Source organism: Sphingomonas sp. IC081, assembly GCF_006874585.1.
GTDB lineage: Bacteria > Pseudomonadota > Alphaproteobacteria > Sphingomonadales > Sphingomonadaceae > Novosphingobium.
Genome location: NZ_CP029762.1, coordinates 407446 through 433012 on the forward strand (window position 1 = coordinate 407446; position 25567 = coordinate 433012).

Consider the following 25567-nt stretch of genomic DNA (forward strand, 5'->3'; position numbering starts at 1 on the left):
CTGACATCGTTGTCAGTTTGGCGGCCGTCCGTGTCGATTTTGTCGATCTTGCGATTTGCCATCTCTGGAGCGGTGCCATAGGTCTGCACGATGTCTTGTGCCGCCTCTTCCAGCACGATCCCGGCGACGGCTTCGGACCCCGCCGAATCCGTGGTCCGGCGGCTGCTGGCGCTCTCGGTCGGGGTGTTTTTCATCGGCGGTTTCCTGAGCGCCTCGGTCAGCCTGCTGGTGCCGCAGCTCAAGTCGGTTCTGGCGCTGGACTACGGCAAGGTGCTGCTGGTCCAGTTCGCGTTTCATGCCAGCTACCTGCTCTTTGCGCTGCCCGCCGCGCTCGCCGTCGTGCGAATCGGCTACATGCGGGCGATCGCCTCGGGGCTGGCGGTGATGGCGGCGGGCTGCCTGGCCTTGGCGGCGGCGCAGGGCCTGCGGGACTTCGCGCTCATTCTCGGCGCCCTGTTGCTGCTGTCCTCGGGGCAGACGGTGTTGCAGATCGCGTCGAATACTGTCGTCACCGTGATCGGGCCGTCGCGCCGCTCCGCGTTCCGGCTCAATCTGCTGCAAGGTTTCAATTCGCTGGGAACGGTGCTCGGCCCGCTGGTGAGCGCGCCGTTCCTGCTCGCCGACGTTTACCGGGGAGAGGGGCGGGACACGGCCGCGGCCTTGCCGTTCGTGGCGACCGGCGCGGTTCTGGCGGTTCTCGCGGTAGTCTACCTGCGTCATCGCCGCTTGCTGGCGCGGGAGGACGCTGGGGGCGGGACGCGGGCCGATAACCGCCTCCGGCAGATCCTTGCGGTGCTGCGGGACCGCCAGCTGTGCTGGGGCATCTTTGCCATCTTTGTCTACGTCGGCGCGGAAGTGACGGTCGGCACACTGATGACCAACGTGCTGATGCTGCCAGAACGACTGGGCCTGTCGCCGGTGAGCGCCGGGCGGCTGGTCAGCTTCTACTGGGCGGGCGCCATGGCCGGGCGTTTTGCCGGAGCCTGGCTGATGACACGGATCGCCGAGGCGCGGCTGCTGCTTGTTGCGGCGGTGGCGGCGGGCGTTCTGGCAGCGGCGGCGGCAGGACTTCCCGGCGCGGCGGGGGCTGCGGCGCTCATCGCCATCGGCCTGTGCAACGCGATCATGTATCCCACGATCTACGCCCTGGCGATGCCCGCCGATGCGGCCGACGCGCCGCTCGCGTCGATGTGGCTGTGCATGGCCGTGGTGGGAGGCGCGATCGTGCCGTTGTTGACCGGGGCGGCGGCGGATGCCATCGGCCTCCTGCCGGCCTTGCTGCTGCCCGCGCTCTGCTATGCCGGGGTCGCGCTGTTTGCGGCGATGTGTCTGCGGCCAGGAAAGATGTCGGCATGAGTGTTGTCACGATCAAGGATGTCGCGGCCCGCGCCGGTGTCTCGCCCAAGACGGTGTCGCGTGTCATCAATGGCGAGGCGCACGTGCGCGCGGAACTGCGCGAGGCGGTGCAGCGGGTGGTTGCCGAGCTGGACTATCGCCCCAACGCCTTTGCCCGCAGCCTGTCGAGTTCGCGGTCCTATCTGCTCGGGCTGTTCATCGACGATCCGGTGTCGGGGTATGCGGCGGATATCCAGCACGGGGCGCTGATCGGCTGCCGTTCGCGCAGCTATCACCTGGTGGTGGAACCGGTCGACCTGTCCGTCCGGGGCTGGGCGGACGAAGTGCGGGCCGCCATCGCGGCGCTGCGGCTGGACGGCGCGATCGTGGCGCCGCCGATCTGCGACGATCCCGAATTGATGGCGATCTTTGCCGAGGCAGCCGTGCCGACCGTGCTGGTGGCGCCGAGCGCGGCGCCGCCCGGGGTGGGGACGGTGCGCATGGACGACCGCCTCGCGGCGCGGGAGATGACGGAGCACCTGCTGGGCCTGGGGCACCGCGCCATCGCGTTTATCCAGGGGCCGGTGACGCACAGTGCCTCGGCCCGGCGCGAGGAGGGGTTCCGGGCGGCGATGGCCGGAGCGGGGGCCGGAGCGGGGGCCGGAGCGGGGGGCGCGGTCGACGAGCGGCTGGTCGTGCGCGGCGATTTCACCTCGCGCGCGGGGATGGAGCTTGGCGAAAGCCTGGTGACCCTGCCCGAGCCGCCGAGCGCGATCTTTGCCTCGAACGACGACATGGCGCTTGGAGTCCTGATTGCGGCGATGAAATGCGGGATTCCGGTGCCCGAGCGCCTCTCGGTCTGCGGGTTCGACGATGCCCCCTCGTCGCGCACCGCCTGGCCGCAGATCACGACCGTGCGGCAACCCAAGGCGGAGATGGCCAAGGCGGCGGTGGACATCCTGGCCGATCCGCGTTTCCGCCGCGAGGGAAGTGCGGCCGGGGCGGACTTCCAGTTCAGGCTCGCGCATGAACTGGTGCTGCGGGGAAGCACCGGCCCGTTGTTTCCCCGCTGAGCGTCTGTTCGGAAAATGTCCGAAAGGGCGCTGTGAGAGCGGCGCCAGCCCGATGATCCGGGCGCAGCCATTGCTGCGGCGGTCAGGCTCACTTGCCGCCGGGCGGCGGCGCGCCGAGGTAGAAGCCGGTGTGCGGCGGCTGGTTGTAGGCGGTGTTCTGCCAGGCCACGCCCGCGCGGTAGACCGGGTCCTGCATCAGCGAGACGAAACGATGCGCGGTCGGGTAGGGCGTGGTGTAGATGCGCAGTTCCCGGTTGTCGGCGCGGCGCCAGATCACTTCCTCGCGCCAGTCGCCGATAAGGTCGGCCTGGAGCGCGGGTGTCGCCTTGGTGCCGTTGTTCGCGGCGAGTCCTTCCGGGGCCAGCAGCGGCGTCGCGACGCCGCGCTCCCAGTCCCACTTGGAGATCGTCGTACCGTCCAGCAATTCGCGCAGCAGGTCGCCGTCCCACCAGATCGCGAAGTTGGTCTGGCGCGGACGCGGGCCGATCGGCTGGCCCCGGGTGTCCAGCAGGCGGTCGGAATTGGAGGCCCAGAACTCCTCGCCGTAATGGCGCGGATCGATATCGGCGGAGAGGCCGCGCCCGGTGTCTTCGCGGGCGGGGGTGGTCCACAGCACGTCGCCGCTGCGCGCATCGAGCAGCGCCGAACCGATTCCGCCGTTGCGGCGGATATCCTCGAAGACGCCGAACTTTTCGAGGCCGGGGCGGGCGGGGTCAAGCTCGCCCACATGCATGGTGTCGCCGTGGAACAGCGGCCGGGTCCACAGGCCCTTGCCGTCGTCGTCGAGCGCCATCGAGCCGTAGATCACCTCGTCACGGCCATCGCCGTCGACATCGGCGACCGATAGCTGGTGGTTGCCGCGACCGGCATAGTCGGCGTTGCCGGGGCTGGAACTGTCGAACAGCCACCGGCGGGTCAGCTTGCCGCCGCGCCAGTCCCACGCGGCGACGGCGGTGCGGGCGTAGTAGCCGCGTCCGAAGACCATGCTGGGCAAGCGCCCGTCGAGGTAGGCGACCCCGGCGAGATAGCGGTCGGAGCGATTGGCGTAGCCGTCCCCCCATGCGGCGGCGAGTTGTTCGGGTGTGGGATTGCCGCCGGGATAGCGCGGCGGATCATACGGTGCGGTGGCGAGCGCCTTGCCGGTCAGGCCCTCGAAGACCGTGAGGTACTCCGGCCCCTTGACGATGCGTCCCTGCATCGGGGCGACCTTGGTGCCGTCGGCGAGGACCTTGGCGCCGGTGCGGTCCTGCTGCGGCACTTCACCGCCGCTGCTGCGCCAGTCCGCCGCGGGATCGCCGATCACTTTGCCGGTGCCGTCGAGTGTGCCATCGGCGGTTTTCATTGCGACTTCGGCGCGGCCGTCGCCGTCGAAATCGAAGACGAGGAACTGCGTATAGTGGGCGCCCGCGCGGATGTTGCGCCCCAGGTCGATGCGCCAGAGCCTTGTGCCGTCAAGCTTGTACGCGTCGAGGAAGACGTCGCCGGTATAGCCGGTGTGGGCATTGTCGTGGCTGTTGGTGGGATCCCACTTGAGCACGATCTCGTACTGCCCGTCGCCGTCGAGATCGCCTGCGCCGGCATCGTTGGCGGTGTAGGAATAGGCTTCGCCTGCCGGCGTCACGCCGTCGGCGGGCGGAACCAGCGGGATCGAGAGGTAACCCCTGGTCCACGACATCGCAGGCTGCGGACCGGCACGATCGCCGATGCGTTCCACCGCATAAGTGCTTTGCGGTGTGCCCTTCACATCCACGAACGCCGTCGCCGCGCCGGGGCGGGTGACATGGACCGGCTTGCCGTCGCGCAGCACGCGGAAACGCGCATCTTTCGGATCGCTGGCAAGCAGCCGCCAGTCCACGAGGATGCCGGAGGTCTGGGCCGGAACGGCGACCGCGCCGCGATCCAGCCGTTCCGCCGGGCTGCGCTCATCGGCAACGCGCGCGAGGGCGGGCTGTGCGCTTGCGGCTTGCGGGAGGATCGGCTGGATGGCCACAAGGCCGAGCAGGGGCGCAAACGTGCGGATCGGTGCCGCCATTTCGTACATCCTCCGGGCGTTGGATCGCCATGATCCAAATTATAATATTGCATCCCACATATCGGTTTGGCAGGCGGGCGTCTAGGCTAACCATGCCGCTGCGATCGCGCTGGACATCGCCGGGCGGCCGGATGCGGCACCGACATGACAATGTGTCCACGGCGTGGAATGGCGGGGAAGACCTGCTATCGGTATGGACAAGGGGAGCGGCTGCGTGTCATTGCCCCGTGCCGACGGCGGCTCACCGGCAACGGACCGCGTCAGGATGATGGGTTTCGATCGTTGATGCCTTGCCAAACGTTTGCTCTTGCAATCGAAACAGTAAGGCCTAGCGATGGTGCCGGTATCTCTGCGGGCGAGCTTTCGCGGGGGCACTTCCCGCAGTCGCCGCGTTGCACCGCGGTGAACGGCTGGTGGCGCGGCTGGTCTTTGCCCGCGAAAGAAACCGGGTCTCCGGCTTGAACTCGATGCGTTTGGCGGAATTATAGCTTCATGGATTTCGAAACGCTCCTGTCCCGTTCACCGAATCCCTACATCGTGGTGGACCGCGATCTGACGATCGCCTGGATGAATGATGCCTACCTGCGCGCGACGATGCGGGAGCGGACGGATCTGGTCGGCCGCTATCTGTTCGATGCCTTCCCGAGCGAGGAATCCTCCGACAGCTACAAGTTGCTGCGCTCGTCGCTGGACCGGGTGCTGCACACCGGCAGCCTCGATGAGATTGCCCATATCCGCTACGACATCGCGCGGCCGGACGGCGTGATGGAACAGCGCTACTGGAGCGCGACCCATACCCCGCAGCTCGGCAGCGACGGCGAGGTGGAATTCATCCTCCAGCACACCGTCGACGTGACCGAGTTGCATGGCCTGCGCAAGCTGCGTGACGAGGCCGGTCTGGTCGGCCGCGCCAAGGCGGTGCAGGCGAGGTACTTCGATCTTGCCCGCGAGGCGGAGTGGCTCAAGGAAGTCTTCGACCAGGCGCCCGGTTTCATTGCCATCCTCGACGGGCGGGACCATCGTTTCATCGTCGCGAACCAGGCCTTTCGCGAAATGTTCGGCATCGCCAATCCGGTCGGCCAGCGATTGTCGGACGTCCTGCCCGCTGACGCGGCGACGCCGTTCGCGGGGCAGATCGACGAGGTCCTGCGCACCCGGCTTCCCTACATCGGCGAGAACATTCCCTTCGATCTTCACGCCGATCCGCAGGCCGCGGACGCGCAGCGCCGCGTGGACGTCATCTGCCAGCCCATTCTCGCCCCGGACGGCACCTCGTCGGGCGTCTTCGTGCAGGGGCATGACGTTTCCCTGCAAGCCAGGGCGCGCGAACGTCAGCGGGAGCTGATCGAAGAGCTGAACCACCGGGTCAAGAACAACCTGGCCGTGATCCAGGGCATTGCCCGGCAGACATTCCGGTCGCTGCCGGGGGCCGGCAAGGCGAGCACGGCCTTTGTCGGGCGGTTGCACGCGATGGCGGCCGCGCACGAAATCCTTGCGAGCCAGGACTGGGAGCCGGTGGCGCTGGGGCAACTGGCGGAGAAGGTGATCGCCCGCTCTTCGGCACGAGACGAGACTTCCCGCATCGCGCTCGACGGGCCGGATGTTTTCATTCCAGCCCAGATGACCGGCTCGCTGGCCCTGATCCTCAACGAACTGGCGACCAATGCCGTGCTTCACGGCGCCCTCGGCCGCGAGGGGCAGGTGACGCTGACATGGTCGCCGGACACCGCAGGCGGCGCGTCGAGGCTGTTGTTCGAGTGGATGGAGACCGGTTGCCGACCCACCGACACGCCCGTCGGCCCCGCCGGCGTCGGCACGATGCTGCTGCGCAACCTGCTCCCTTCCGGCGCCGAACCGCCGGAACTCGACTTTCGCCCCGACGGGTTCCGCTACCGCGCGGCATTCCTGATCGGCTAAGAAGCAGTCTGGAAATTCGTGAAACGCGAATTTCGCGGCACCCGCCCACTTCCCCTCGACCATTCACAAGGATGCTGCCGATGGGCGGCCGGGTGATCGTTGATCTGGATGAGGCGGTCCCGGCCGTGTCACGCGCTCGCGGTCCTGTTCATGGACAAGCACCAGGAGCCGGTCGATATGCAGGTCGTCGCTATCGGGAAGACCGAACAGCTTGCGTTCGCGCTCGTCGAAGAGCATGCGGCCTTTCCAGCTCGAGCGCCTTGGATATGTCGGTGTAGATCAGCGCCGCCCCGTCGTCCGGACCTCACGAAATGCTGCCATGAGCGGCGATGCAGAGTACCTGCCGTCAAAAGAACCCACTGCATTGTAACGCTATTTTTACAATCGCACTGAATAGGTCGTGGCCCTCTGGGGCATTTCAGACATGCGCCTGAGACTTTTCAATAGGGGGTTCCATGAAGTCGATTTCGGGCGCAGCGGCGACTGCTGCGGCCATCATTCTGCTTTCGGCCTGCAGTGGCGGGAAGCCGGCACCTGAAGCATCCGCAACCAGCGAAGCGGCGTCCGAGGCGGTCGATACCACGGCCAGCGTGGATAGCCCTCAGGTGCCAGATGAGCAGCCGGTAGACGGCGCGCAGTACGCTGCCAACGAGCCTGATGACGGCTTCCTCGACAGCTGCGTTCTCTCTGCCTTTCCCACCGGTGGCCTCGTGCTGAATGGATATGCCCGTGTCGGCGATTTCACGACGCTCATGGCCAACGGGGGACAAGACTTCGGTTGGGAAGCCGACGGCCCCAATCGCTTTGTGTTCCACGCGAACAGGAGCGACAAGCTGACTGGCAAATCAGCGACTGTCTCTGCACGTCTGCGCCTGGTGGATGGCAAGCCGATCGAAGGCCAGGCTTGCGGTCCTCAGGTCGTCGTCGTTGAAGGCTTTGCGATCGGCGATCAAGCACTGCCGCCGATCCAGATCTACGCAACGACCAAGCAAGGCGTTACCCGCGCGGCGCGCATGCGAGACAACGGCGACTTCGGCGTGATGCCGTATCATGATCCGGCACCTGTCCGTCCCGGTCCGTACAGCGAGACATATGGCAGCGAGCAAGGCGCTACCATGAACGGCGTTGCTCGAGAGATGGGGCGCTGACGATGGGCATACGGATGAAGTCCGTCGTCGCGACCACTGCGCTTGCCATGGTTGCACCGTCGCAGTCCGCACTCGCGCAATCCGCGTCCGATGCCGCAAATGCCCTCGGGGCGATCATCGGCGCCTTTGGCGAGGCATCAGTTCAAAGCCGCCTCAGGAAAGACGTCGCGTCGATGTCCGCGCCATTGGTGTTCGAGACGGCAAATGGCCCCCTCGATCCCGCCGATGTGTCTGACCCTCGTAATTTCGACATTGCGGGAGTCCGGCTGGGCATGACGCCGGACCAGGCCAAGAAGGCGATCGCGGCCGGCGGCTACACGATCAAGAACGTTGGCGAGCAGAACAGCTTCGATACCGAGGTCAGGAGGATGGTTTCGATGGGACCGAACCTCACCCGGATCAACGTTCCCCTCTACATCAACGCCAGTGGCAAGAATCAGCAAGAGCTCTCCGTTGAGTTCCTCGCGCTCCCGGAGGGGCCGAGAGTTCATCGCATCGAATATCAGATGAACAGCATGGATATGACGCAAGACGCGTTTCGTGCCCAGATCCTTCGGAAGTACGGGGATACCGCCAGCATCGATGAAGGCTCATCCCTCAAGTGGTGCACGGCGAACAACTCCGAGTGCCACCCGCTGACGGAGCAGGCGAACATGGAGGTCGACCTGGAGCGCAAGTTCATCCGTCTTGAGGACGAGGATGAGGCGCGCCAAACGGCGCTTGATGAGCGGCTGCAGTTCGAGATCGATAAGCGCAAGCCGAAAGTCGAGGAAGCTCAGTTCTGAACTGGTTGGTTGGAGGTCCGCGGCGTGAGACGCCGGCCTCCAACCAATCCACTGCCGCCTTGGGTTGATCTTCCTTCGGACCAACCGTCAAACGGTGTTCAGACGGATGGGGCCACGTCTCTGGGATCTTTCGCTCGGTCCGCTTCGGAGTACACAACTCAAGAATCCAGACGCTCCCAGCGTTTCGCTTGCTATCAGTTTTATGAAGGCAACTGGAGTGAACCCCACAAGCTGGACCACGAGACATCCATCGAACTAAGCCGCTTTCTGGGCGATTAGCGCTTCGAATTCCTCGGGCGGGCGGTATCCGAGCGCCGAGTGCAGTCGCTTGGCATTGTAGACGCGTTCGATGAAGACCGGCAACCGCTCAGCGACATCGGCAAAGGTCTCGTAGCCGCCGATGTAAACCTCCTCAACTTTCAGCGTCTTCATAAAGCTTTCGGCTTGAGCATTATGGTAAGGATTGCCCACGCTGCTCATGGATCCGCGCAAACCGGCAGCGTCCAGAGCATCGCGGTAGAGCTGGGATGCGTATTGGCAGCCTCTGTCCGTATGATGAATGCATCCCGGCGGTGGTTTTCTGCTGGTTACGGCGGAGGGCTTTGTTGCATAACGCGTGACAGGCGTAAAATTATGATTACTTGTAATTATTATGCGACCCGTACGGTGTTGGGCGTTCCGATTTGCGAGAAGCGATTGAGGATTGCAGCACGGACTTTGAGCTCGGTTATCTGACGCTCAAAGGTGCGCGCGGCGACGCGCGGACCGAGCAACTTGAAGCAGTGCATCTTGGTCTCGACCAGGCTGCGTCGATGGTAGCCGCTCCATTTCTTCCAAATTGCCCTGCCCAGGCGTTTCATCGCGCGCAACGTCTCGTTGCGGGCCTCGACGCCGGGGCCGTCCTCGGTCCATGCCTTGCCGTTGCGGCGAACCGGGATGACCGGGTCGGCACCGCGCGCATCGATGGCCGCGTGGCAACCTCTGGTGTCATAGGCACCGTCGCCGCCGACGGTGACAATGGTCTCATCCTCGGGGATCTGCGCCAACAGATCGGGCAGCGTCTGGCCATCGCCGACGGCATTGCTTGTGACCTCGATCGCTCGGATATCGAAGGTTTCCGCGTCGATGCCGATGTGCACCTTGCGCCACTGGCGGCGGTAAGAAACGCCGTGTTTCCTCGCTTTCCATTCCCCCTCACCGATCATCTTGATCCCGGTGCTGTCGACCAGCAGGTGCAGGCCTCCCGCGCTGGCGCGCGCGCCCAGATCAACCGACAAACTCTTCTGGCGCCGGCACAGCGTCGTATAATCCGGTGCCGGCCAGTCCAGACCCGCCATCCTTAGCAGGCTCTCGACCAGACCCGTCACCTGCCGCAGCGGGAGTTGGAACAACCCTTTCAGCGTCAGGCAGAACTCGATCGCCCGGTCCGAAAACCGCAGCGGCCGACCAGGCCGACCATCGGGCGCCGCAAACCAGTCCATCCCTGGGTCGAACCACACATCCAGCGAGCCTCGCCGCCGGAGCGCTGCATTATATTCGGGCCAATTGGTCGTGCGATACTTCGGCGGGGTCGGTCTGGGCATCCGGCCCATCTATGACATCCGATTCCTCAAGGGAATCCATCACCTTGTTATGCAACAAAGCCACGGCGGAGTGCAGAGCGGCCAGTGCAAGCGGCGTGTCGAGGCGCTGCGACAGTGCATATCCGACGACCTTGCGACTGCAGGCGTCCAGGATGATGGCCAGATAGCAGAAGCCTTGGGCGACACGGATATACGTAAAATTGGCGACCCAGACCTGGTCGGGCTGATCCGGGATGCAGTTCTGGTAGAGGTTCGGATGGATCGGCTGATCATGTCGGCTGTCGGTCGTGCGAACGAAGCGTCGCCGCGGCCTGATCCCCAATTCGCCCAAGCGCATAATCCGCGCCACTTTCTTGTGGTTCACGAGCAGCCCGCGACGCCGAAGCTCGTGCGTGACACGCCGGTAGCCGTAGCGAGGAAATTCATCCTGAATGTCTTCAATCAAGGCGATGACTTCAGCATCGGTCGGTCTACTCTCCGACGATACCGAGTGATAGTAAAAGGTGCTGCGCGGCAGGTTCATGGCTTTGCACCCCCGTCTGACCGAGCAGTCTCGGGGCCGGTGACGATGAAGGATCTCCCGCTGTCGGTCCCGGTCGGCGGGCGCGGCGTTTTTTTGACAAGGTCGAGTTCCAGTGTCAGTTGCCCGACCTTGCGCTCGAGCGCGGCGATCCTGGTCTCATACTCGGCGATCACGCTCGCCTCGGCTTCCTCGTTGGTGAGTTCGCCCCGATCGAATTGCGTCAGCCACAGCTGGATGAGGTTGGCGGAGATAGCGTATTTCCGCTGCGCATCCCTTCGGCCGATCACTCCCGCTCGGATATCCTGGCAGAGCTGAAGCTTGAACGGCGTCGAATGCCGCCTGTAGGGTCCTCGTGATGACATGAGCCTTCTCCAAACAAGGCCCATTCAGCGTATCAGTTTTTCAGGTTCCCGTGGTCCAGCTTGTGGGGTTCACTCCACTGCTCGCGACCGCTAAAGCCTCGTCAGATATGGGCGATCCGTTTCTTTCTCGACCAGCATGGGCGGATCCGGGACCGTGCCCTCTTTGATTTGGCCATCGGTTCGCCCTGCGAGGATTATGGCACCCATTCTCTGCGCCGAACCATGGCATCGATCATCTACAAGGCGACTGGAAATCTCCGTGCGGTCCAAATCTTGCTGGGGCACACGAAGATCGAAAGCACGGTCAGATACCTCGGAGTGGATGTGGAGGATGCCCCGACGTTGGCAGAGGGCACCGAAATCTGAGATTACCTGGCTCCTGCCGGCGCGAGGAGCCAGGCTCCGGTAACTGCTATTCACTACCATGCGGCCTTTGCCCGGCCTCAATGGAAATTCCGCGACTTTGGGAGGATGCGGACATCGCGCGGGTGCTTGCGAAGTTCGCGAGGGGCTTGCAGGCGATGGATTTCGTCGCCGGCAGAAGCCGTGATTGCCATAGCTTGCGTGTGATCGTCGAGGGCGTGCAGCATTGCGCTGCGGTCGACGATCCGGCTGGCCATGAGGTGGACAACGCCTTCCTTGCTGTGCTGGATTTCCCCCTCGATCACCATCAGCCTTGCCGCCATCACGGCGCGGCGCTGCTTTTCCATCTCGCGCGACCACAGCAGCGCGTTGACGATACCGGTCTCGTCCTCGATGGTGATGAACACCGCATTGCCCTTGCCGGGGCGCTGGCGGATCAGCACCACGCCCGCCACGCGCAGCTTGCGACCGTCTTTGGCGCGGTTCGCCTCCGCGCAGCGTGTCACGCCTTCGCGGTCAAGTGCTTCGCGCAGGAACTGCATCGGATGGCCCTTCAAGGAGAGCCGGGTGGTCTGATAATCGGCCACGATCTCCTCGGCATGGGTCATAGCGGGCAGGTCCGCATCCGCCTCTTTGCCCAGTTCAGGCGCCTGTGTGGCGGCGAAGAGCGGAAGCTGTGCAGGCGGCGTGCGCCGCGCGTCCCACAAGGCCTCGCGCCGGGTGAGGCCGAGCGAACCCAAGGCATCCGCGTCTGCCAGTTTGCGCAGGGCGGCTGGAGGAAGATCGCCGCGCGCCGCCAGATCTTCCATCGAGACGAAGCGGCAGGATTGCCGCGCCGCCACGATCGCCTCCGCCCACTGTGGACGAAATCCGTCGAGGCGGGAAAAGCCGAGGCGCAGCGACAGCTTTCCATCTTGGCCCTCACTGCGTTCGAGCGTGCAGTCCCATTCGCTGGCGTTGACATCGATGGAGCGCACCTCGACCCCGTGATCGCGGGCATCGCGCACGAGTTGCGCCGGGGCGTAGAAACCCATGGGCTGGCTGTTGAGCAGGGCAGCGACGAACACCGCCGGGTGATGGCACTTGAGCCATGAGGAGACATAAGCCAGCCAGGCAAAGGCCTGCGCATGGCTTTCGGGAAAGCCATATTCGCCGAAGCCGCGGATCTGCTCGAAGCAGCGTTCGGCGAAGTCCTGCGTATAGCCGCGCCTTGTCATGCCGCCGACCAACAGGTCGCGATAATGATCGACCGTGCCGCGATTGCGGAAGGTTGCCATGGCCCGGCGCAGGCCATCGGCCTGCGCCGGGGTGAACCCGGCGGCAACGATGGCCAGTTTCATCGCCTGCTCCTGAAACAGCGGGACGCCCAGCGTCTTGCCCAGCACCTCGCGCAGTTCATCGGGATCGTGCGGCGGTGCGGGGCGAGGGAAGATGACTTTCTCCTCCCCGTTGCGGCGGCGCAGGTAGGGATGGACCATCCCGCCCTGGATCGGCCCCGGTCGCACGATCGCCACCTGGATCACCAGATCGTAGAGTTCTTTCGGCTGCATGCGCGGCAGCATGGCCATCTGTGCGCGGCTTTCGACCTGAAAGGTGCCGATGCTGTCCGCGCGTTGCAGCATCCGGTAGGTTTGGGCGTCTTCAAGCGGAACCGTGGCGAGGGCCAGATCGCCGAGGCCATGCTGCCGCATCAGATCGAAGCTCTTGCGGATGCAGGTCAGCATGCCGAGCGCGAGCACGTCGACCTTCATCAAACCAAGCGCGTCGATATCGTCCTTGTCCCACTCGATGAAGGTACGGTCCGGCATGGCGGCATTGTGGATCGGCACCAGTTCGTCGAGCCGCCCTTCAGTGAGCACGAAACCGCCGACATGTTGCGACAGGTGCCGGGGAAAACCCAGCAGCCGGTCGACCAGCGTCTTGAGGCGCGCGATCTGCGGATTGCCGATATCGAACCCGGCCTCCGCCACGCGGCTTTCGGGGACGTCATCGCCCCAGTTCCCCCAGATCGTGGAAGATAACCGTGCCGTCACATCTTCGCTCAGCCCCAGCGCCTTGCCCACTTCGCGCAAGGTGCTGCGCGGGCGGTAGTGGATGACGGTGGCAGCGATGCCCGCACGCTCACGCCCATAGCGGGCATAGACGTACTGCATGATTTCCTCGCGCCGCTCATGCTCGAAATCGACGTCGATGTCGGGGGGCTCGTCGCGCTCTTCGGACAGGAAGCGCGAAAACAGGAGCTTCTCGCGCACCGGATCGACCGAGGTGATACCCAGGAAAAAGCAGACCAGCGAATTGGCCGCGCTGCCGCGCCCCTGGCACAGGATCGGCGGATCGAGGCTGCGGGCATGGCGCACGATGTCATGTACGGTGAGGAAATAGCAGGCATAGCCGCGCTGGCGGATCAGCCTGAACTCCTCGGCCAGCACGGTGCGGTAGCTTTCGGGCAGACCGCCGGGAAACAAGGCACGCCCACCTTCTTGGGCGAGCTGCTCCAGCCAGCCTTGAGGCTCCCATCCTTCCGGCACGGGTTCATGCGGATATTCATAGCGCAGGTCGTCGAGCGTGAAGGAAATCCGGCTGAGGAGGTCTGCCGTGGCAGCGATGGCCTCCGGGCAGGCGCGGAACAGGCGCGCCATTTCGGCAGGTGGCTTAAGGTGCCTTTCGGCATTGGCGGCCAGACGCCTGCCTGCCGTATTGATGGTCGCGGCCTCACGGATACAAGTGAGGATGTCCTGCAAGGGGCGGGCGTCGGCATCGGCATAAAGCGCATCGTTGGTGGCGATCAGCGGCACCTTGAGTGCGGCGGAGATGGCTCGCAGCTCGGCCAGCCTGCGCGCGTCGGCACCGGCGCGCGGCATTGTCGCCGCCAGCCAGACCCGCCCCGGACACGCATCGCGCAGGGCGCGCAGCGTCACCCGGTCCGGATGGGTGACGATCAGGGCAAGATCTTGCGCGTGATCCAGCAGGTCGTGCAAGTGGAGCGTGCATTCACCCTTGCTGGCGCGCCGGTTGCCAAGCGTGAGCAGGCGGGTCAGTCGCCCCCAGCCATGCCGCGTCATCGGATAGGCGACGATGTCGGGCGGCGTATGTCCATCGTCGGGATCGGGCGAGAACACCAGTCTTGCCCCCACGACCAGCCTGAAGCCGCTCGCGGCATCGCCGATCTCGCGCCAGGCGACATGCGCACGAACCACTCCTGCCACGGTATTGCGATCGGCAATGCCGATGCCGGCCATCCCGAGTTTCCACGCCCGCACCAGCATTTCCCCCGGATGCGAAGCACCGCGCAGAAAGCTGTAGTTGCTGGCAGCCAGCAGCTCCGCGAAAGGCAAGCCGCCCTGAGCGGAAGCAGTTCCCCTCATGCGAACAGCCCATGCATGTACCACTGCGGATCGGGCTTCTCGTCGTAGAGCCCGTGCCGGAATATCCAGTACCGTCGTCCCTGAACATCCTCGACCCGGTAATAATCGCGGGTCAGGCCACCCTGGCCTGCACATTCCCCGCCCTTGTGGCGCCACCATTCGTTGGCGATCCGCTCTGGCCCTTCATAAAGCCGCACCTCGTGCAGCTTGCGCCGCCAGCGAAAGCGGTGGGGTGGACCATCGGGCACTTCGGCCAGCACTTCGACGCGCTGGGGCGGGGCGAACAGGAACAGCGGACGCATCGGCGGCTCGCCCTCGGGCGGGCGCGGCCAGGGAACCGGCGCGCGTGCATCCATCGCCGGCAGGGCCAGCTGCGCCTGTTCCGGCAAATGGCTATCCCGCGGAATAAGGCGCTGCAGACAGTCCGACCCCAGTCGCGTGCTGAGCCGCTCGATCAACTCTGCCAGCTCCGCCTCATCCTTTTCCCTGCCTTCAAGGCTCGGCTGGCTGGCTGGTAAAGGGTCGGTCGCGGGCAGAAAGAGCCCGATGCGATCATAGCCAAAGCCGGGATCGAGCGGGTCGGCAAGGCTGGCGATCCGCTCGTCGAGCAGACGCAGCACCAGCGTGGGATCACGGGTTGCTCTCCCCGTCTCGATAGCCAGACGATGGCGGGCTCCATCGCTGCGATACAGCGTCAGCACGAAACGGCGCCCCCCCAGATCGCGTTCGGCCAAGACGGTTGCGGCCTCCTGCAATAACGCCATGAACACCGCCGCGATCGTGGCCTGCAACGCGATGGGTTCGGCAAAACGGCGCTCGAAATGCAGCGGCTCGGGATCTCGCAGCACATCGATCGGAGCCTGTTCCTCTCCGGTCAGGCGGTAAAGTGCGCTCATCGCACCTGCGCCGAAACGGGCTGCGATGGTGGCTGACGGTCGTGCTGCCAGATCGCCGATCTGCCTCAGCCCCGCGCGGTTGAGCGCCAGCGTGGAGTTGGCATCGAGCCCCAGCGCCAGCACTGGAAGCGCACGGATCGCCGCGCGCTCGTCACGGATGGGCAGAGCGCCATGACGCGCCAGCGCCTGTGCCGCTTGCGGGGTAGAGGCAATGGCATGGCGCAGCGTCATGCCGATGGCCGCCATCGCCGCCTCGATCTGCGCGCACAGCCCGTTTTCCCCACCGAAGAGGTGATCCACGCCCGCGATATCGAGCGTGATCCCATCCGGGGCCGCCAATGTGACACGCGGCGACCAGTCAAGGCAATCGCGTGCCAGGCGGTCAAGCCATTGGCGATCCGCACCTTCATCCATTTCGGTGATGACAAGTTCCGGCTCCAGGGCGCGGGCGTCGGCCAAGGTCATGCCCGGGGCAACCCCCAGCGCCTGTGCCCTGGCATCCACCGCCGCAAGCCTGAGCGCGCCTCCGGCCTTGGCGACCATCGCCAGCGGCGGCAGCGACACATCGCTCGCCCTCTCAGGCTGCGTGACGCCCCCCACCAGTCCACTGCGGCGCATTTTCCTGATCCGCCAGCGGTCGGTCGAGAGGAACGGAAACCACAGCGCCAGATAGCGGCGCTTCACGGAAATTGTGTCGATCACGGTCCCACTCCAGACGCCAGTGCAGGCCGGAAGGGCCGGAGCGCTGGCGTAACAGGGTCAAGTCGAATGTCGGCAGGCCCGGGGCATGGCCCGGAAGGGCGCGCGAAGGCGCGGACGCCACCTGCCAACGCGTTCGCGCGGCACTGGCCGAAGGCGTCGCATCGATACGCAGCAGGAGCAGGGGCACGCCCGATTTCTCCGCCGCCAGCACCAGCCTGCGACTGGCCGTCAGGTCAAGCGCGGGCATTTTCCCCCAGCCTTCGAGGACAACGGCCCCCAGCCTGCCGCAATGCAGAGCCTCGGCTGCGGCGCGCAGCAGCGAAAGCGTATCGGGAACGACACCCACCAGCCCCTGCTCGGGCGCACCACCCAGTTCGGCCCAGCCATTGGCCTGTAGAAAACCCGCAGACTTGAGCCAGCGCCGCTCCCGCAACCAGAGCACCGACTGTTTCGGCCGGTCCGCTCGCATACACATGCCCATGGCGACGGCCATCGCGAACCCCGCGGTTGAACTGGCATCGTCCGGCTCGGCTGCGTAGATTTCGTGGACCTGCCCATAGCCAAGCCCTCCCCCCAACGCCTCGTCCAACGAGGCTATGCGACTCGCCCAAGGCTTAACCTCGCCCAAGGCTGCAGACATAGAGAGGGCATCGACGATTCGCATTCGTTCTTATTATGTTCTATTCTCGATGCCATCAAGAGCATAGGGAGCTTGCTCCAGTCCAGCCCGATTCCTGATGTCGCGAGACTAGGCGGCGTGGGCAAATTCCTCGAGGTCACGATAGCCCCCATTTGCCCCCCCTGCAGCGCCGGCAGAAGGGCCCCCGCGCGTATTCCTCCATGCTCGAGGTGAGCACCACGAGCATGGAGGATACGAGCCGTCCTGGCGAGCATGAGCGCGTTGCGCTTCATTTCCTCGATAGGAAGCGAGCTCACCCATTTCATCGTGCCGACCTGGTGATCGATCAGCAGCATGGCGGCATTGGCGCCGGTGAAACGTTCGAGCGCCACGATCCATGCAGGCATGATAGACCCCGATGAAGGACGCGATCCTCGCCGCACAACACCTCAGCGCGAAAGTGCTGGCCATGTTTGAAGTGTTGCACGGCAAGGGGCGCAGGCATCGCGAGCCTCCCTCAGGCGATAAGTGCCGGATAATCGGTGTAGCCCGTCTCGGTGCCGCCAAAGTAGCTCATCCGATCAGCCTTGTTGAAAGGAGCGTCGGCCTCGAGGCGAGCCACGAAGTCGGGATTGGCGAGCACCATCTGTCCATAGGATTCAAGGTCCGCAAGGCCGGTCGCCAGATCCCCGCCGATCTCGGCGCGCGGGCGCCCCGGGCGGTTGACGATCAGGATGCCGCTCCACAGCTTGCGGATATCGACGAGAAGCGCCTCGTCACCCTGGTCCATGATGTGGAGATAGGCGAGCCCCAGATTGTCGAGCTCGGCGACGAGATGACGATAGAGGTCCGGCCCCTCAGGCCCCTCTACGATGCCCCAGAGCGGAGTGCCGGGCGACAGGCGGATGCCGGTGCGGTCGGCGCCGATCGCATCGGAAATGGCGCGCGCCACCTCGATGGCAAAGCGCGCCCGGTTCTCGAGCGAGCCGCCGTAGCGGTCGGTGCGCTGGTTGGCGCTGGGGGCGAGGAACTGCTGGATAAGATAGGCATTGGCGCCATGAATCTCCACCCCGTCGGCCCCTGCCTCGATCGCAGAGCGCGCCGCGTGCGCGAAGTCAGTAACCGTTGTGGCCACTTCATCGGTCGAAAGCGCGCGCGGTGTCGGCGCGTCCTGAAGGCCCGTCGGCGTGAACATCTGCGCGCCCGGCGCGATCGCGGACGGGGCGACACCCTGGCGGTGGTGCGTGTTGTCCGGATGCGACATGCGGCCAGCGTGCATCAGCTGGATGAAGATGTGCCCCCCCTTGGCGTGGACGGCTTCGGTGGTCGCGCGCCAGGCCGCGACATGTCCGTCCGTGTAGATGCCGGGGGTCGTCATGTAGCCCTGCCCGTCGTCGGAGGGCTGGGTGCCTTCGGTCACGATGAGGCCGATGCTGGCCCGCTGCGCATAGTAGTCGGCGGCAAGTGGACCTGGGGTTCCGTCGAGGTTGGCGCGGCTGCGCGTCATCGGAGCCATGACGAGGCGGTTGGGCAGGGCATAGCGGCCGACACGGACGGGTTCGAAGAGGGTGCTCACGGGGTTTCTCCGTTGGGGGGATTGCTTGAGCGCACTATCGCCCTGCGAACGATCGGGATAAAGACGGCAAACTGGAGAAGATTGATCCACTGATGGAGCAATTGGGTGATGCATCTCGACGACATGGCGCTCTTCGTCGAAGTGGTGAAGGCAAGGAGCTTTCGCGGCGCTGCCGAAGTGTTAGGCATGCCCAACTCGACGGTCTCGCGTCGCATCGGCATGTTGGAAAAGGCTCTCGGCCTCAGGCTCCTCCACCGCACGACGCGTCGGATCGAGCTCACCGAGGCGGGCCAGGTCTACTTCGAGCGCAGCAAGCGCATCGTCGAGGAAGCGCGTCTCGCGCATCTCGAACTGGGCGAGATGCTGGCACAGCCCACAGGGGTGCTGCGCGCTTCGCTGCCGGTGGACTTCGCGGTGACATACCTGGCGCCGCTCATCGCAGAATTCTCGCAGCTATACCCCGGTATCAGCTTTGACATCGACCTGACACCGCGCCGCATCGACCTCGTAAGCGAACGCTTCGACATCGCCATCCGCATGGGAGAGCCTGCGGATTCCCACCTCATCGCACGGCCGCTGGCCCGGCTGGTGTCGCACCTCTATGCCGCACCGTCGTATCTCGCGCAGCGCGGGGTGCCGACCAGTCCGGAAGACCTCGAGCAGCACGATTGCATGGGCATGATCCGCGAGGGGCGCTGGACGCTCACCCGTGGCGACAGCCGATGCGAGGTTCCCGTGGGCGGACGCTTTCACCTCAACAATGTCGGCATGATCAAGCGGCTGAGCACCCTGGGCCTCGGCGTCATCCTTGTTCCCGAGGAAATCGTGGCGGACGAGCTTGGCTCCGGCCAACTGCGACGCATCCTGCCTGAATGGCAGGGCAAACCCATGTCCGTCTACGCCCTGACCGAGACCCGTCTGCTTCCAGCCAAAACTCAGCGTTTCATCGAATTCCTGAGGGAAAAGCTGGCCTCGAAGCGCTGACCCGGTCGCGCCCCGAAATGGGCACGAGACCCGGGCCGCATACCATGACGGACCGGCCGGACCTGTGATGCAGAAGTCGACTGCTGAACGCCAGCGATGGGTCGGTTCTTCATATGGCGCCCCCGAATAGTTAATGGGGAATGAGCAGGGAAATCTACAATGCAGCTCCGCCGCGTCGTAGCTTGCTGATGCCTGGCTTGGTTTCACGATGCAGTGGTTGTCACTGCCGGCCAGCACGGAGGTATAGGAAATTACTATGGGATTGCAAAATATGCCTATTTGACCCTTTACGTTTGTAGATGTCATTCACCTTCCCAACAACAGGGGAGATGGTGGATGGCAACTGGTAAATCCGCATATTTTGTTATGGCAACAGCATGCGTAGCAGCAGCAGGGAGTGCTGCTGCGCAGCCTGCCGACTATCCTGCACCCGCTCCGGCAAGCGCGCCGGTCGAGACGGGCGCCCTCCCGCTCTATGGCGCCCAGACGCCAGGATCTGCCGACAACGAGAACTGGGCCCGATACTTCGGTAAGGACTATGCGGTTCGCAATGTCACGCGGCCCACCTTGACCCCGATTCTTCCCGATCCCGCCAAAGCGACCGGCGCCGCTGTGATCGTGGCGCCCGGCGGCGCTTTCATGGCGCTTTCCATGTCGCACGAGGGCTGGGATGTAGCTCAGGCCCTTGCAGATCGCGGTATTGCCGCGTTCGTTCTGAAATATCGCCTGTTGCCAACCCCCAAGGATGAAGCCGAAGCCGGGAAATATGTTTGGACCAAGATGATGGAGGGCATTCCCGATCCGACCAAGCAACCGGTGCTCACCAATCCGCAAGCGACTGAAGATGGCCTTGCCGCTCTGAAGATGGTGCGCGAACATGCCGCCAAATGGGGCGTCGACCCCGCCCGCGTCGGCATGATCGGTTTTTCGGCAGGCGCCATGACCTCGCTCCAGACCGTCCTTGCCGCGAAGTCGGGCGAACGCCCTGCTTTCTTCGGGTACATCTATGGCCCGCAGGCAAAGATCGACGTTCCGGCAGACGCATCGCCGATGTTCGATGCAATCGCTCTCGACGACCCCCTGTTTCCCTCGATGGGCTTTCCAATTGCGCAGGCCTGGCTCGCAGCCAAGCGGCCTGTCGAAATTCATGGCTACCAGCAGGGAGGCCATGGTTTCGGGCTCGGAAAGCCAAACACCACGACAACGCTCGTGCTAGACGAATTCACCGCGTGGCTTTCTATGCAGGGATTCCTGACCAGAAAGACAGCCCCTGACCAGTGAAGTGCCCGAGACCGGGAAGTCTCTTCACGGCATCCTCTCGGAAGGGCGATGGGAAAGCTGCCGGTCCGTTGCTGGGGAGCGAAACTGGAGCGCTGAGTGACCGGGAGGGGTCGTACTCAGCGTCAAGATCTAGTTGTCGCCTGCGCTTTTTACGCTCTTCGCTAGCTGCTGGCGCAGCCAGGCCATTGCGGAATCGTGGTGGGTCCGTTCGTGCCAGACCAGAATCTTCGTAAAGCCGGGTACCGGCAAAGGGGGCTCCTGAAGATGCAGACCTTTCTGACCTTTTACCAAGCGGGCGGGAAGTAATGCACAGGCGTTGGATGTGCGTACCAGATCGAGGACCAGACCAAAGTTGGGGGCCGTCATGATGACCCGCCTCGTGCGGTTGAGGGCCGCCAAGGCATGATCGGTCGCACCCTGGAACCGAGTGCCGTCGTGCGACATCAGGGCGTGGTCCAAGGCACAGAACGTATCGAGGTCCATAGCCTGCCCCGCTGCCGGATGATCACGGCGCAGGACGCAGGTATAGTGTTCCTCGAACAGGTGGCGCGCACGCAGGTTCTCGGGCGCCATCTGCGGGGTGACGAGCGCGAGGTCGGTCTTGCCCTGCTCCATATCGAGCGCCAGCGTCTCCATCGCAACGTGCCGGATTGCAATCCGGATGCCCGGCGCGCTCGTGCGCAAGGCGCTCAGGAATGGGAGAAGTACGACCTGCTGTGCGTAATCGGTCGCGGCGATGCCGATGGTCCGCTCCGCCGTCGCGGGATCGAAGGCATCGGGTTGCAGCAAGGCCTCGATTTCGCCGAGCGCGCGCCGAAGCGGTTCCGCGAGAGCTTCGGCTCGAGGTGTGGGCAGAACCCCGCGCTGGGCGCGAACGAACAGCGGATCATCGAACGTCTCGCGAAGCCGGTTGAGCATGCCGCTTACGGCCGGTTGGGTCAGGCCAAGCCGCTCGCCCGCCTGTGGAGCGGCGTGCAAAATTGACCCCCTTAGCGGGGTGATCGGCGTCTAAAATTGACCCCCTTCATCTCATTGTGAGAAGCGCCGCCGTTTCGGTTCCGGACGGCGGGTACAGGGATGTTGGTTGTGGAGACGATTACGAGGATCCGTCGGGAGCACCGGGACGGTAAGCCGATCAAGGCGATAGCGCGGGATTTGCGGCTGTCGCGCAACACGGTGCGCAAGGCGATCCGGGCGCCGAACGCGGATGCCAGTTACGAGCGCAAGGAACAGCATCGGCCGCAGACCGGCCCTTTCAGCACTCGCCTGGAAGAACTGCTTGAAGAGAACGAAGGGCTGCCCCGGCGTGACCGGCTTCGCATGACGCGGATCCATGATCTGCTTCAGCGCGAAGGGTTTGGCGGCTCTTATGACGCTGTGCGGCGCTATGCTGCACGCTGGAAGCGTGAGCGTCGCGTTGACGCCGGCGATATGACCAAGGCGTTCATCCCGTTGATGTACCGGCCCGGCGAGGCTTACCAGTTCGACTGGAGCCATGAGGACGTCGAGATCGCCGGCAAGCCAATGCGCGTGAAGGTCGCGCATATGCGGTTTTGCTGGTCACGGGCACCATTTGTCCGTGCCTATCCTCGCGAGACGCAAGAGATGGTGTTCGACGCACATGCCCGCGCCTTTGCCTTCTTCGGTGGGATTCCGACGCGCGGCATCTACGACAATATGAAGACGGCGGTGACGACGGTGTTCACCGGCAAGGAACGCCTGTTCAACCGGCGGTTTCTGATCATGACGGACCACTATCGCGTTGAGCCGGTGGCCTGTAGTCCTGCCGCAGGGTGGGAGAAGGGTCAGGTCGAGAACCAGGTTCAGACCAGTAGGGAGCGCCTGTTCAAGCCGCGCCTGCGCTTTGCCAGCCTCGAGGAACTGAACATCTGGCTGGAAGCCGAGTGCCGGCGCTGGGCGGAACGCAACCAGCATCCTGACCAGGAAGGCATGACGATCGCGCAGGCGCTGGAGGTGGAGCGGCCGATGCTGCAACCGCTACCGGTTCCCTTCGACGGGTTCTTCGAGAGCGAACACGTAGCCAGTTCGACGTGCCTCGTGAGCTTCGATCGCAATCGGTACTCGGTGATGGCAAAGGCGGCCCATCAGGCTGTGCAGGTGCGGGCCTATGCAACGCGCATCGTGATCCGCTGCGACGGCGCTGTCGTGGCCGAACACGAACGGGTCTTCGGCCGGAACCAGACAATCTTCGATCCATGGCACTACCTGCCCATCCTCGCCCGCAAGCCCGGTGCGTTGCGCAATGGTGCTCCCTTCCAGGACTGGGCTCTCCCACCTGCACTGGCCCAATTGCGGCGTAAGTTGGGCAAGGGCGACGATGCCGACCGGCGCTTTGTACGCGTCCTCGCCGCTGTCCCCGAAGATGGCCTGGAGGCTGTCGAGGCCGCAGTGCGCGAGGCACTCAGCGCCGGTACTATCAGCGACGAGATCATCCTCAACATCCTGTCCCGTCGCCGCGAGCCTCATGATGCCCAGGCTATGGACGTCGTCGTCAACCTGAAGCTCAAGCATCCGCCAGAGGCGAACTGCGGCCGCTACGATACCGTGCGAGACCTCGATGCAGCGGCATGAGATCATGGCCGCCCTCAAGGGGCTGGGGCTCAAGGGCATGGTGGCGGCCTTCGATGATGCCGTCACCAACGGCATCCGCCGAGACAGAACGGTCATGGAGATGTTGGGCGACCTGTTGCGTGCGGAGACGGCGCACCGGGATGCGGCATCGATCCGTTATCGCATGACCGCAGCCAAGCTTCCGGCGATCAAGGACCTGGATGGGTTCATGTTCGATGGCACGCCGATCAACGAAGGACTGATCCGCTCGCTTCATACGGGCTCGTTCCTGCCGGAACGGCGCAATATCGTGCTGATCGGCGGAACAGGCACGGGCAAGACTCATCTGGCTCTCGCCATCACCGCCGCAGTGGTGCGCGCCGGTGCCAGAGGCCGATACTTCAATACGGTCGATCTGGTGAACCGGCTTGAGGAAGAGGCTCGCCTGGGCAAGGCCGGCAGCCTTGCCACCCAACTCTCGCGGCTTGATCTCGTGGTGCTTGACGAGCTCGGCTACCTGCCGTTCGCCCGGTCCGGTGGCCAGATGCTCTTCCACCTGATCAGCAAGCTCTACGAAAAGACCTCGGTCATTATCACGACCAATCTCGCCTTCGGCGAATGGCCGAGCGTCTTCCACGACCCCAAGATGACCACCGCTCTTCTCGATCGCATCACGCACCACTGCGACATCATCGAGACGGGCAATGACAGCTGGCGGTTCAAAAACCGGAACTGAGCCGAAAACCCCTTCCCCCGGACCCCCATCCCCGGCGGTTAACCCGGTGGGTCAACAGGGACCTCCCACGGACGCCGCCGCCAGCACACCTGACGGTGCGCGTCGTCGTCCGTGGGCCCCTCCTATCGACTACCGGGATAACCGCCAGACTACCGAAAGGTGGGGTCAATATTGGGCGCCGATAGGGGGTCAGTTTTGCGCGCCGGTTGACAGCGCTGGGCGATGGCAAGGCCGATACCGGCCGTCGATCCGGTGACGAGGGCGGTCTTTCCGGTGAGTTTGAGGTCCATCTGGGGCATTCCTTTACGTCGGGGGGAGAGGGATGACCGGAAGATAGGCGAAGTCGGCATTGATGATTAGATCGAGGCAATGCATCTTAGAAGTGCATTGGAATCACGAGTAAGGCCATGGACAACCGCTTAGGCGACATGCAGATTTTCCTCGCCGTGGCGCAGTCGGGCAGCTTTGCCGGTGCCGCTCGGGCCCTTCGGCTGACGCCGTCCGCGGTCAGCCGGGCGATCTCCCGGCTGGAACTCCGCCTCGGCGTGCAGATGGTGAGCCGGACCACGCGTGCCTTGTCGCTGACCGCCGAAGGCGAAGTCTATCGTGAGCGCGTCTCCGGGCTCATCGCCGAAGTTGACGAAGTGGAGCGCGGCTTCATGGCAAACGAGGAAGCCCCGAGGGGGCCGCTGCGCGTCAACGCCTCGGTGCCGTTCGGGACCCAGTGCCTGCTGCCGATCCTGCCGCGCTTTCTGGCCCGCTATCCGGCAGTGCGGGTGGAACTGGCGCTGGCCGATGAACTGGTCGACCTGGTCGAGGCGCGCGCGGACATCGCGATCCGCATCGGCCCGCTGCGGGACACCGGGCTGAAGGCCAAGAAGCTGGCTCGCAGCGCCATGGCGCTGGTGGCCAGTCCCGCCTACCTTGAGGCGCGGGGCATGCCGGGCCACCCGCGCGACCTCGCCCGGCACGCCTGCCTCCAGTTCAGCTTCCGTCGCTCGCTCGACAGCTGGCCGTTCCGCATCGATGGTGCGCTTGTCCAGCGGTCGGTCGAGGCCGCGTTCCTCGGCAATTCGGGGGAGGTGGTACGGCTCATGGCGGTCGCCGGCGGCGGGATCGCCCGGCTCGGGCAGTTCCACGTCGCCGCCGATCTGGCGGCGGGGCGACTGGTGGAAGTTCTCGGCGCCTTCAATCCCGGTGATCACGAGGAGATCCACGCGCTCTACGTTGGTCATCGGCGCATGGCCTCGCGCATCCGCGCCTTCCTGGATTTTCTCGACGCGGAGCTGCGGTTCATCTAACGCTTTTCGATATTATCGAACATTTGGATTTATATTATCGCGATTTCGCGAAAACCTGAAAAGGCGCATCTGCATCTGCGAGCCGGACGTCCGATGAGGCGCAGCCTCCGGTACCCCATGCAGGAGCAGTGCCATGACCCGGATGATCGAGAACCTTCATGAACGCGCCCGGCCTTATGCCAATATGGCCCAGCCGGTGATCATCGCGCTGAGCACGGCGGGTCTGACCGGCGGGACGATGGCCGCACTGGGCCTGATTGCCGATCACGCCTGGCGCCGCCGCAAGGCCGGAAGCGCGCTCGTCAACTGAATAGCTCCTCCGCCGGGCTCGTCAGGCGCGGGACCACGACCCCAATCACGACACGCCATTGTCACCCCGTCGGCACGGTATGCCGGCGGGTGTTTTTTTGCCCGG

At 64.5% G+C, this 25567-nt stretch carries 25 protein-coding genes; 12 read left to right on the forward strand and 13 right to left on the reverse strand.

Annotated elements, in window-relative coordinates; all coding sequences use genetic code 11:
• Positions 1 to 90: 90 nt before the first annotated feature.
• Together DM450_RS20110 and DM450_RS20115 are read left to right on the forward strand one after the other, a co-directional pair.
• Complete coding sequence (locus DM450_RS20110; RefSeq protein ID WP_142638534.1) at positions 91 to 1356, forward strand: MFS transporter; 1266 nt, start codon at positions 91 to 93, stop codon at positions 1354 to 1356.
• Positions 1353 to 2408 (forward strand): LacI family DNA-binding transcriptional regulator, encoded by a 1056-nt coding sequence (locus DM450_RS20115; protein ID WP_142638536.1) that lies wholly within the window; start codon positions 1353 to 1355, stop codon positions 2406 to 2408. The genes DM450_RS20110 and DM450_RS20115 overlap by 4 nt, the downstream gene beginning before the upstream one ends.
• An 88-nt stretch (positions 2409 to 2496) precedes the next feature.
• Here the strand turns inward: DM450_RS20115 and DM450_RS20120 are convergent, their stop codons facing one another.
• Positions 2497 to 4440 carry a rhamnogalacturonan lyase gene (locus tag DM450_RS20120; protein WP_185928836.1) on the reverse strand — a complete coding sequence of 648 codons (1944 nt, stop codon included), beginning with the start codon at positions 4438 to 4440 and terminating at the stop codon, positions 2497 to 2499.
• 492 nt (positions 4441 to 4932) lie between these two features.
• On the opposite strand from DM450_RS20120, the gene DM450_RS20125 reads away from it, so the two are divergent.
• Complete coding sequence (locus DM450_RS20125) at positions 4933 to 6357, forward strand: sensor histidine kinase (RefSeq protein ID WP_142638538.1); 1425 nt, start codon at positions 4933 to 4935, stop codon at positions 6355 to 6357.
• A gap of 63 nt (positions 6358 to 6420) precedes the next feature.
• Here the strand turns inward: DM450_RS20125 and DM450_RS25925 are convergent, their stop codons facing one another.
• Complete coding sequence (locus DM450_RS25925) at positions 6421 to 6594, reverse strand: hypothetical protein (protein WP_185928837.1); 174 nt, start codon at positions 6592 to 6594, stop codon at positions 6421 to 6423.
• 218 nt (positions 6595 to 6812) lie between these two features.
• On the opposite strand from DM450_RS25925, the gene DM450_RS20130 reads away from it, so the two are divergent.
• Together DM450_RS20130 and DM450_RS20135 are read left to right on the forward strand one after the other, a co-directional pair.
• Positions 6813 to 7505: a hypothetical protein gene (locus tag DM450_RS20130; RefSeq protein ID WP_142638540.1), complete on the forward strand. Its 693-nt coding sequence runs from the start codon at positions 6813 to 6815 to the stop codon at positions 7503 to 7505.
• Between the two features lie 14 nt (positions 7506 to 7519).
• The gene (locus DM450_RS20135) at positions 7520 to 8290 is read left to right on the forward strand and encodes a hypothetical protein (RefSeq protein WP_142638542.1); all 771 of its coding nucleotides are present in this window, start codon (positions 7520 to 7522) and stop codon (positions 8288 to 8290) included.
• 255 nt (positions 8291 to 8545) lie between these two features.
• Here DM450_RS20135 and DM450_RS25930 read toward each other — a convergent pair whose 3' ends face one another.
• From DM450_RS25930 to DM450_RS20155, 4 genes are all read right to left on the reverse strand, one after another.
• Entirely contained in the window at positions 8546 to 8782 is a 237-nt protein-coding gene (locus tag DM450_RS25930; RefSeq protein ID WP_409529375.1) for an integrase core domain-containing protein, read from the reverse strand.
• A gap of 158 nt (positions 8783 to 8940) precedes the next feature.
• Positions 8941 to 9873: an IS5 family transposase gene (locus DM450_RS20145; RefSeq protein ID WP_142637381.1), complete on the reverse strand. Its 933-nt coding sequence runs from the start codon at positions 9871 to 9873 to the stop codon at positions 8941 to 8943.
• Positions 9821 to 10396, reverse strand: coding sequence for an IS3 family transposase (locus DM450_RS20150; protein WP_260610624.1), 576 nt, complete (start codon positions 10394 to 10396; stop codon positions 9821 to 9823). Before DM450_RS20150 ends, DM450_RS20145 begins: the two co-directional genes overlap by 53 nt.
• A complete protein-coding gene (locus DM450_RS20155; protein ID WP_221889505.1) occupies positions 10393 to 10683 on the reverse strand; it encodes a helix-turn-helix domain-containing protein in 291 nt (96 codons plus the stop codon). Before DM450_RS20155 ends, DM450_RS20150 begins: the two co-directional genes overlap by 4 nt.
• 135 nt (positions 10684 to 10818) lie before the next feature.
• On the opposite strand from DM450_RS20155, the gene DM450_RS20160 reads away from it, so the two are divergent.
• Positions 10819 to 11124 carry a tyrosine-type recombinase/integrase gene (locus tag DM450_RS20160; RefSeq protein WP_142638550.1) on the forward strand — a complete coding sequence of 102 codons (306 nt, stop codon included), beginning with the start codon at positions 10819 to 10821 and terminating at the stop codon, positions 11122 to 11124.
• A gap of 77 nt (positions 11125 to 11201) precedes the next feature.
• Here DM450_RS20160 and DM450_RS20165 read toward each other — a convergent pair whose 3' ends face one another.
• From DM450_RS20165 to DM450_RS20185, 5 genes are all read right to left on the reverse strand, one after another.
• The gene (locus DM450_RS20165; protein WP_142638552.1) at positions 11202 to 14486 is read right to left on the reverse strand and encodes an error-prone DNA polymerase; all 3285 of its coding nucleotides are present in this window, start codon (positions 14484 to 14486) and stop codon (positions 11202 to 11204) included.
• Positions 14483 to 16000: a DNA polymerase Y family protein gene (locus DM450_RS20170; protein ID WP_142638554.1), complete on the reverse strand. Its 1518-nt coding sequence runs from the start codon at positions 15998 to 16000 to the stop codon at positions 14483 to 14485. Before DM450_RS20170 ends, DM450_RS20165 begins: the two co-directional genes overlap by 4 nt.
• Complete coding sequence (locus DM450_RS20175; protein ID WP_142638556.1) at positions 15960 to 16673, reverse strand: ImuA family protein; 714 nt, start codon at positions 16671 to 16673, stop codon at positions 15960 to 15962. The genes DM450_RS20170 and DM450_RS20175 overlap by 41 nt, the downstream gene beginning before the upstream one ends.
• Positions 16674 to 16678: 5 nt before the next feature.
• On the reverse strand, positions 16679 to 17110 hold the full coding sequence (locus tag DM450_RS26055; RefSeq protein ID WP_221889506.1) for a hypothetical protein: 432 nt from the start codon (positions 17108 to 17110) through the stop codon (positions 16679 to 16681).
• A gap of 110 nt (positions 17111 to 17220) precedes the next feature.
• Complete coding sequence (locus tag DM450_RS20185) at positions 17221 to 18279, reverse strand: alkene reductase (protein WP_185928839.1); 1059 nt, start codon at positions 18277 to 18279, stop codon at positions 17221 to 17223.
• Between the two features lie 108 nt (positions 18280 to 18387).
• Between DM450_RS20185 and DM450_RS20190 the strand changes: the two genes are divergently transcribed.
• Positions 18388 to 19263, forward strand: a complete 876-nt coding sequence (locus tag DM450_RS20190; protein WP_221889507.1) for a LysR family transcriptional regulator — start codon at positions 18388 to 18390, stop codon at positions 19261 to 19263.
• 366 nt (positions 19264 to 19629) lie between these two features.
• On the forward strand, positions 19630 to 20544 hold the full coding sequence (locus tag DM450_RS20195) for an alpha/beta hydrolase (protein ID WP_142639414.1): 915 nt from the start codon (positions 19630 to 19632) through the stop codon (positions 20542 to 20544).
• 129 nt (positions 20545 to 20673) lie between these two features.
• On the opposite strand, the gene DM450_RS20200 is transcribed toward DM450_RS20195, so the two are convergent.
• Positions 20674 to 21522 carry a LysR family transcriptional regulator gene (locus DM450_RS20200; RefSeq protein ID WP_221889508.1) on the reverse strand — a complete coding sequence of 283 codons (849 nt, stop codon included), beginning with the start codon at positions 21520 to 21522 and terminating at the stop codon, positions 20674 to 20676.
• Between the two features lie 99 nt (positions 21523 to 21621).
• Here DM450_RS20200 and istA point away from each other — a divergent pair, with 99 nt between their 5' ends.
• Together istA and istB are read left to right on the forward strand one after the other, a co-directional pair.
• The gene (gene istA, locus DM450_RS20205) at positions 21622 to 23136 is read left to right on the forward strand and encodes an IS21 family transposase (protein WP_142632652.1); all 1515 of its coding nucleotides are present in this window, start codon (positions 21622 to 21624) and stop codon (positions 23134 to 23136) included.
• A complete protein-coding gene (gene istB, locus DM450_RS20210) occupies positions 23123 to 23851 on the forward strand; it encodes an IS21-like element ISSsp4 family helper ATPase IstB (RefSeq protein ID WP_013831348.1) in 729 nt (242 codons plus the stop codon). The genes istA and istB overlap by 14 nt, the downstream gene beginning before the upstream one ends.
• 149 nt (positions 23852 to 24000) lie before the next feature.
• On the opposite strand, the gene DM450_RS25935 is transcribed toward istB, so the two are convergent.
• The gene (locus DM450_RS25935) at positions 24001 to 24141 is read right to left on the reverse strand and encodes a hypothetical protein (protein ID WP_185928853.1); all 141 of its coding nucleotides are present in this window, start codon (positions 24139 to 24141) and stop codon (positions 24001 to 24003) included.
• A 117-nt stretch (positions 24142 to 24258) separates the two neighbouring features.
• Between DM450_RS25935 and DM450_RS20215 the strand changes: the two genes are divergently transcribed.
• Complete coding sequence (locus tag DM450_RS20215; protein WP_142638562.1) at positions 24259 to 25152, forward strand: LysR family transcriptional regulator; 894 nt, start codon at positions 24259 to 24261, stop codon at positions 25150 to 25152.
• 133 nt (positions 25153 to 25285) lie between these two features.
• Positions 25286 to 25462, forward strand: coding sequence for a hypothetical protein (locus tag DM450_RS25940; RefSeq protein WP_185928840.1), 177 nt, complete (start codon positions 25286 to 25288; stop codon positions 25460 to 25462).
• Positions 25463 to 25567 lie beyond the last annotated feature (105 nt).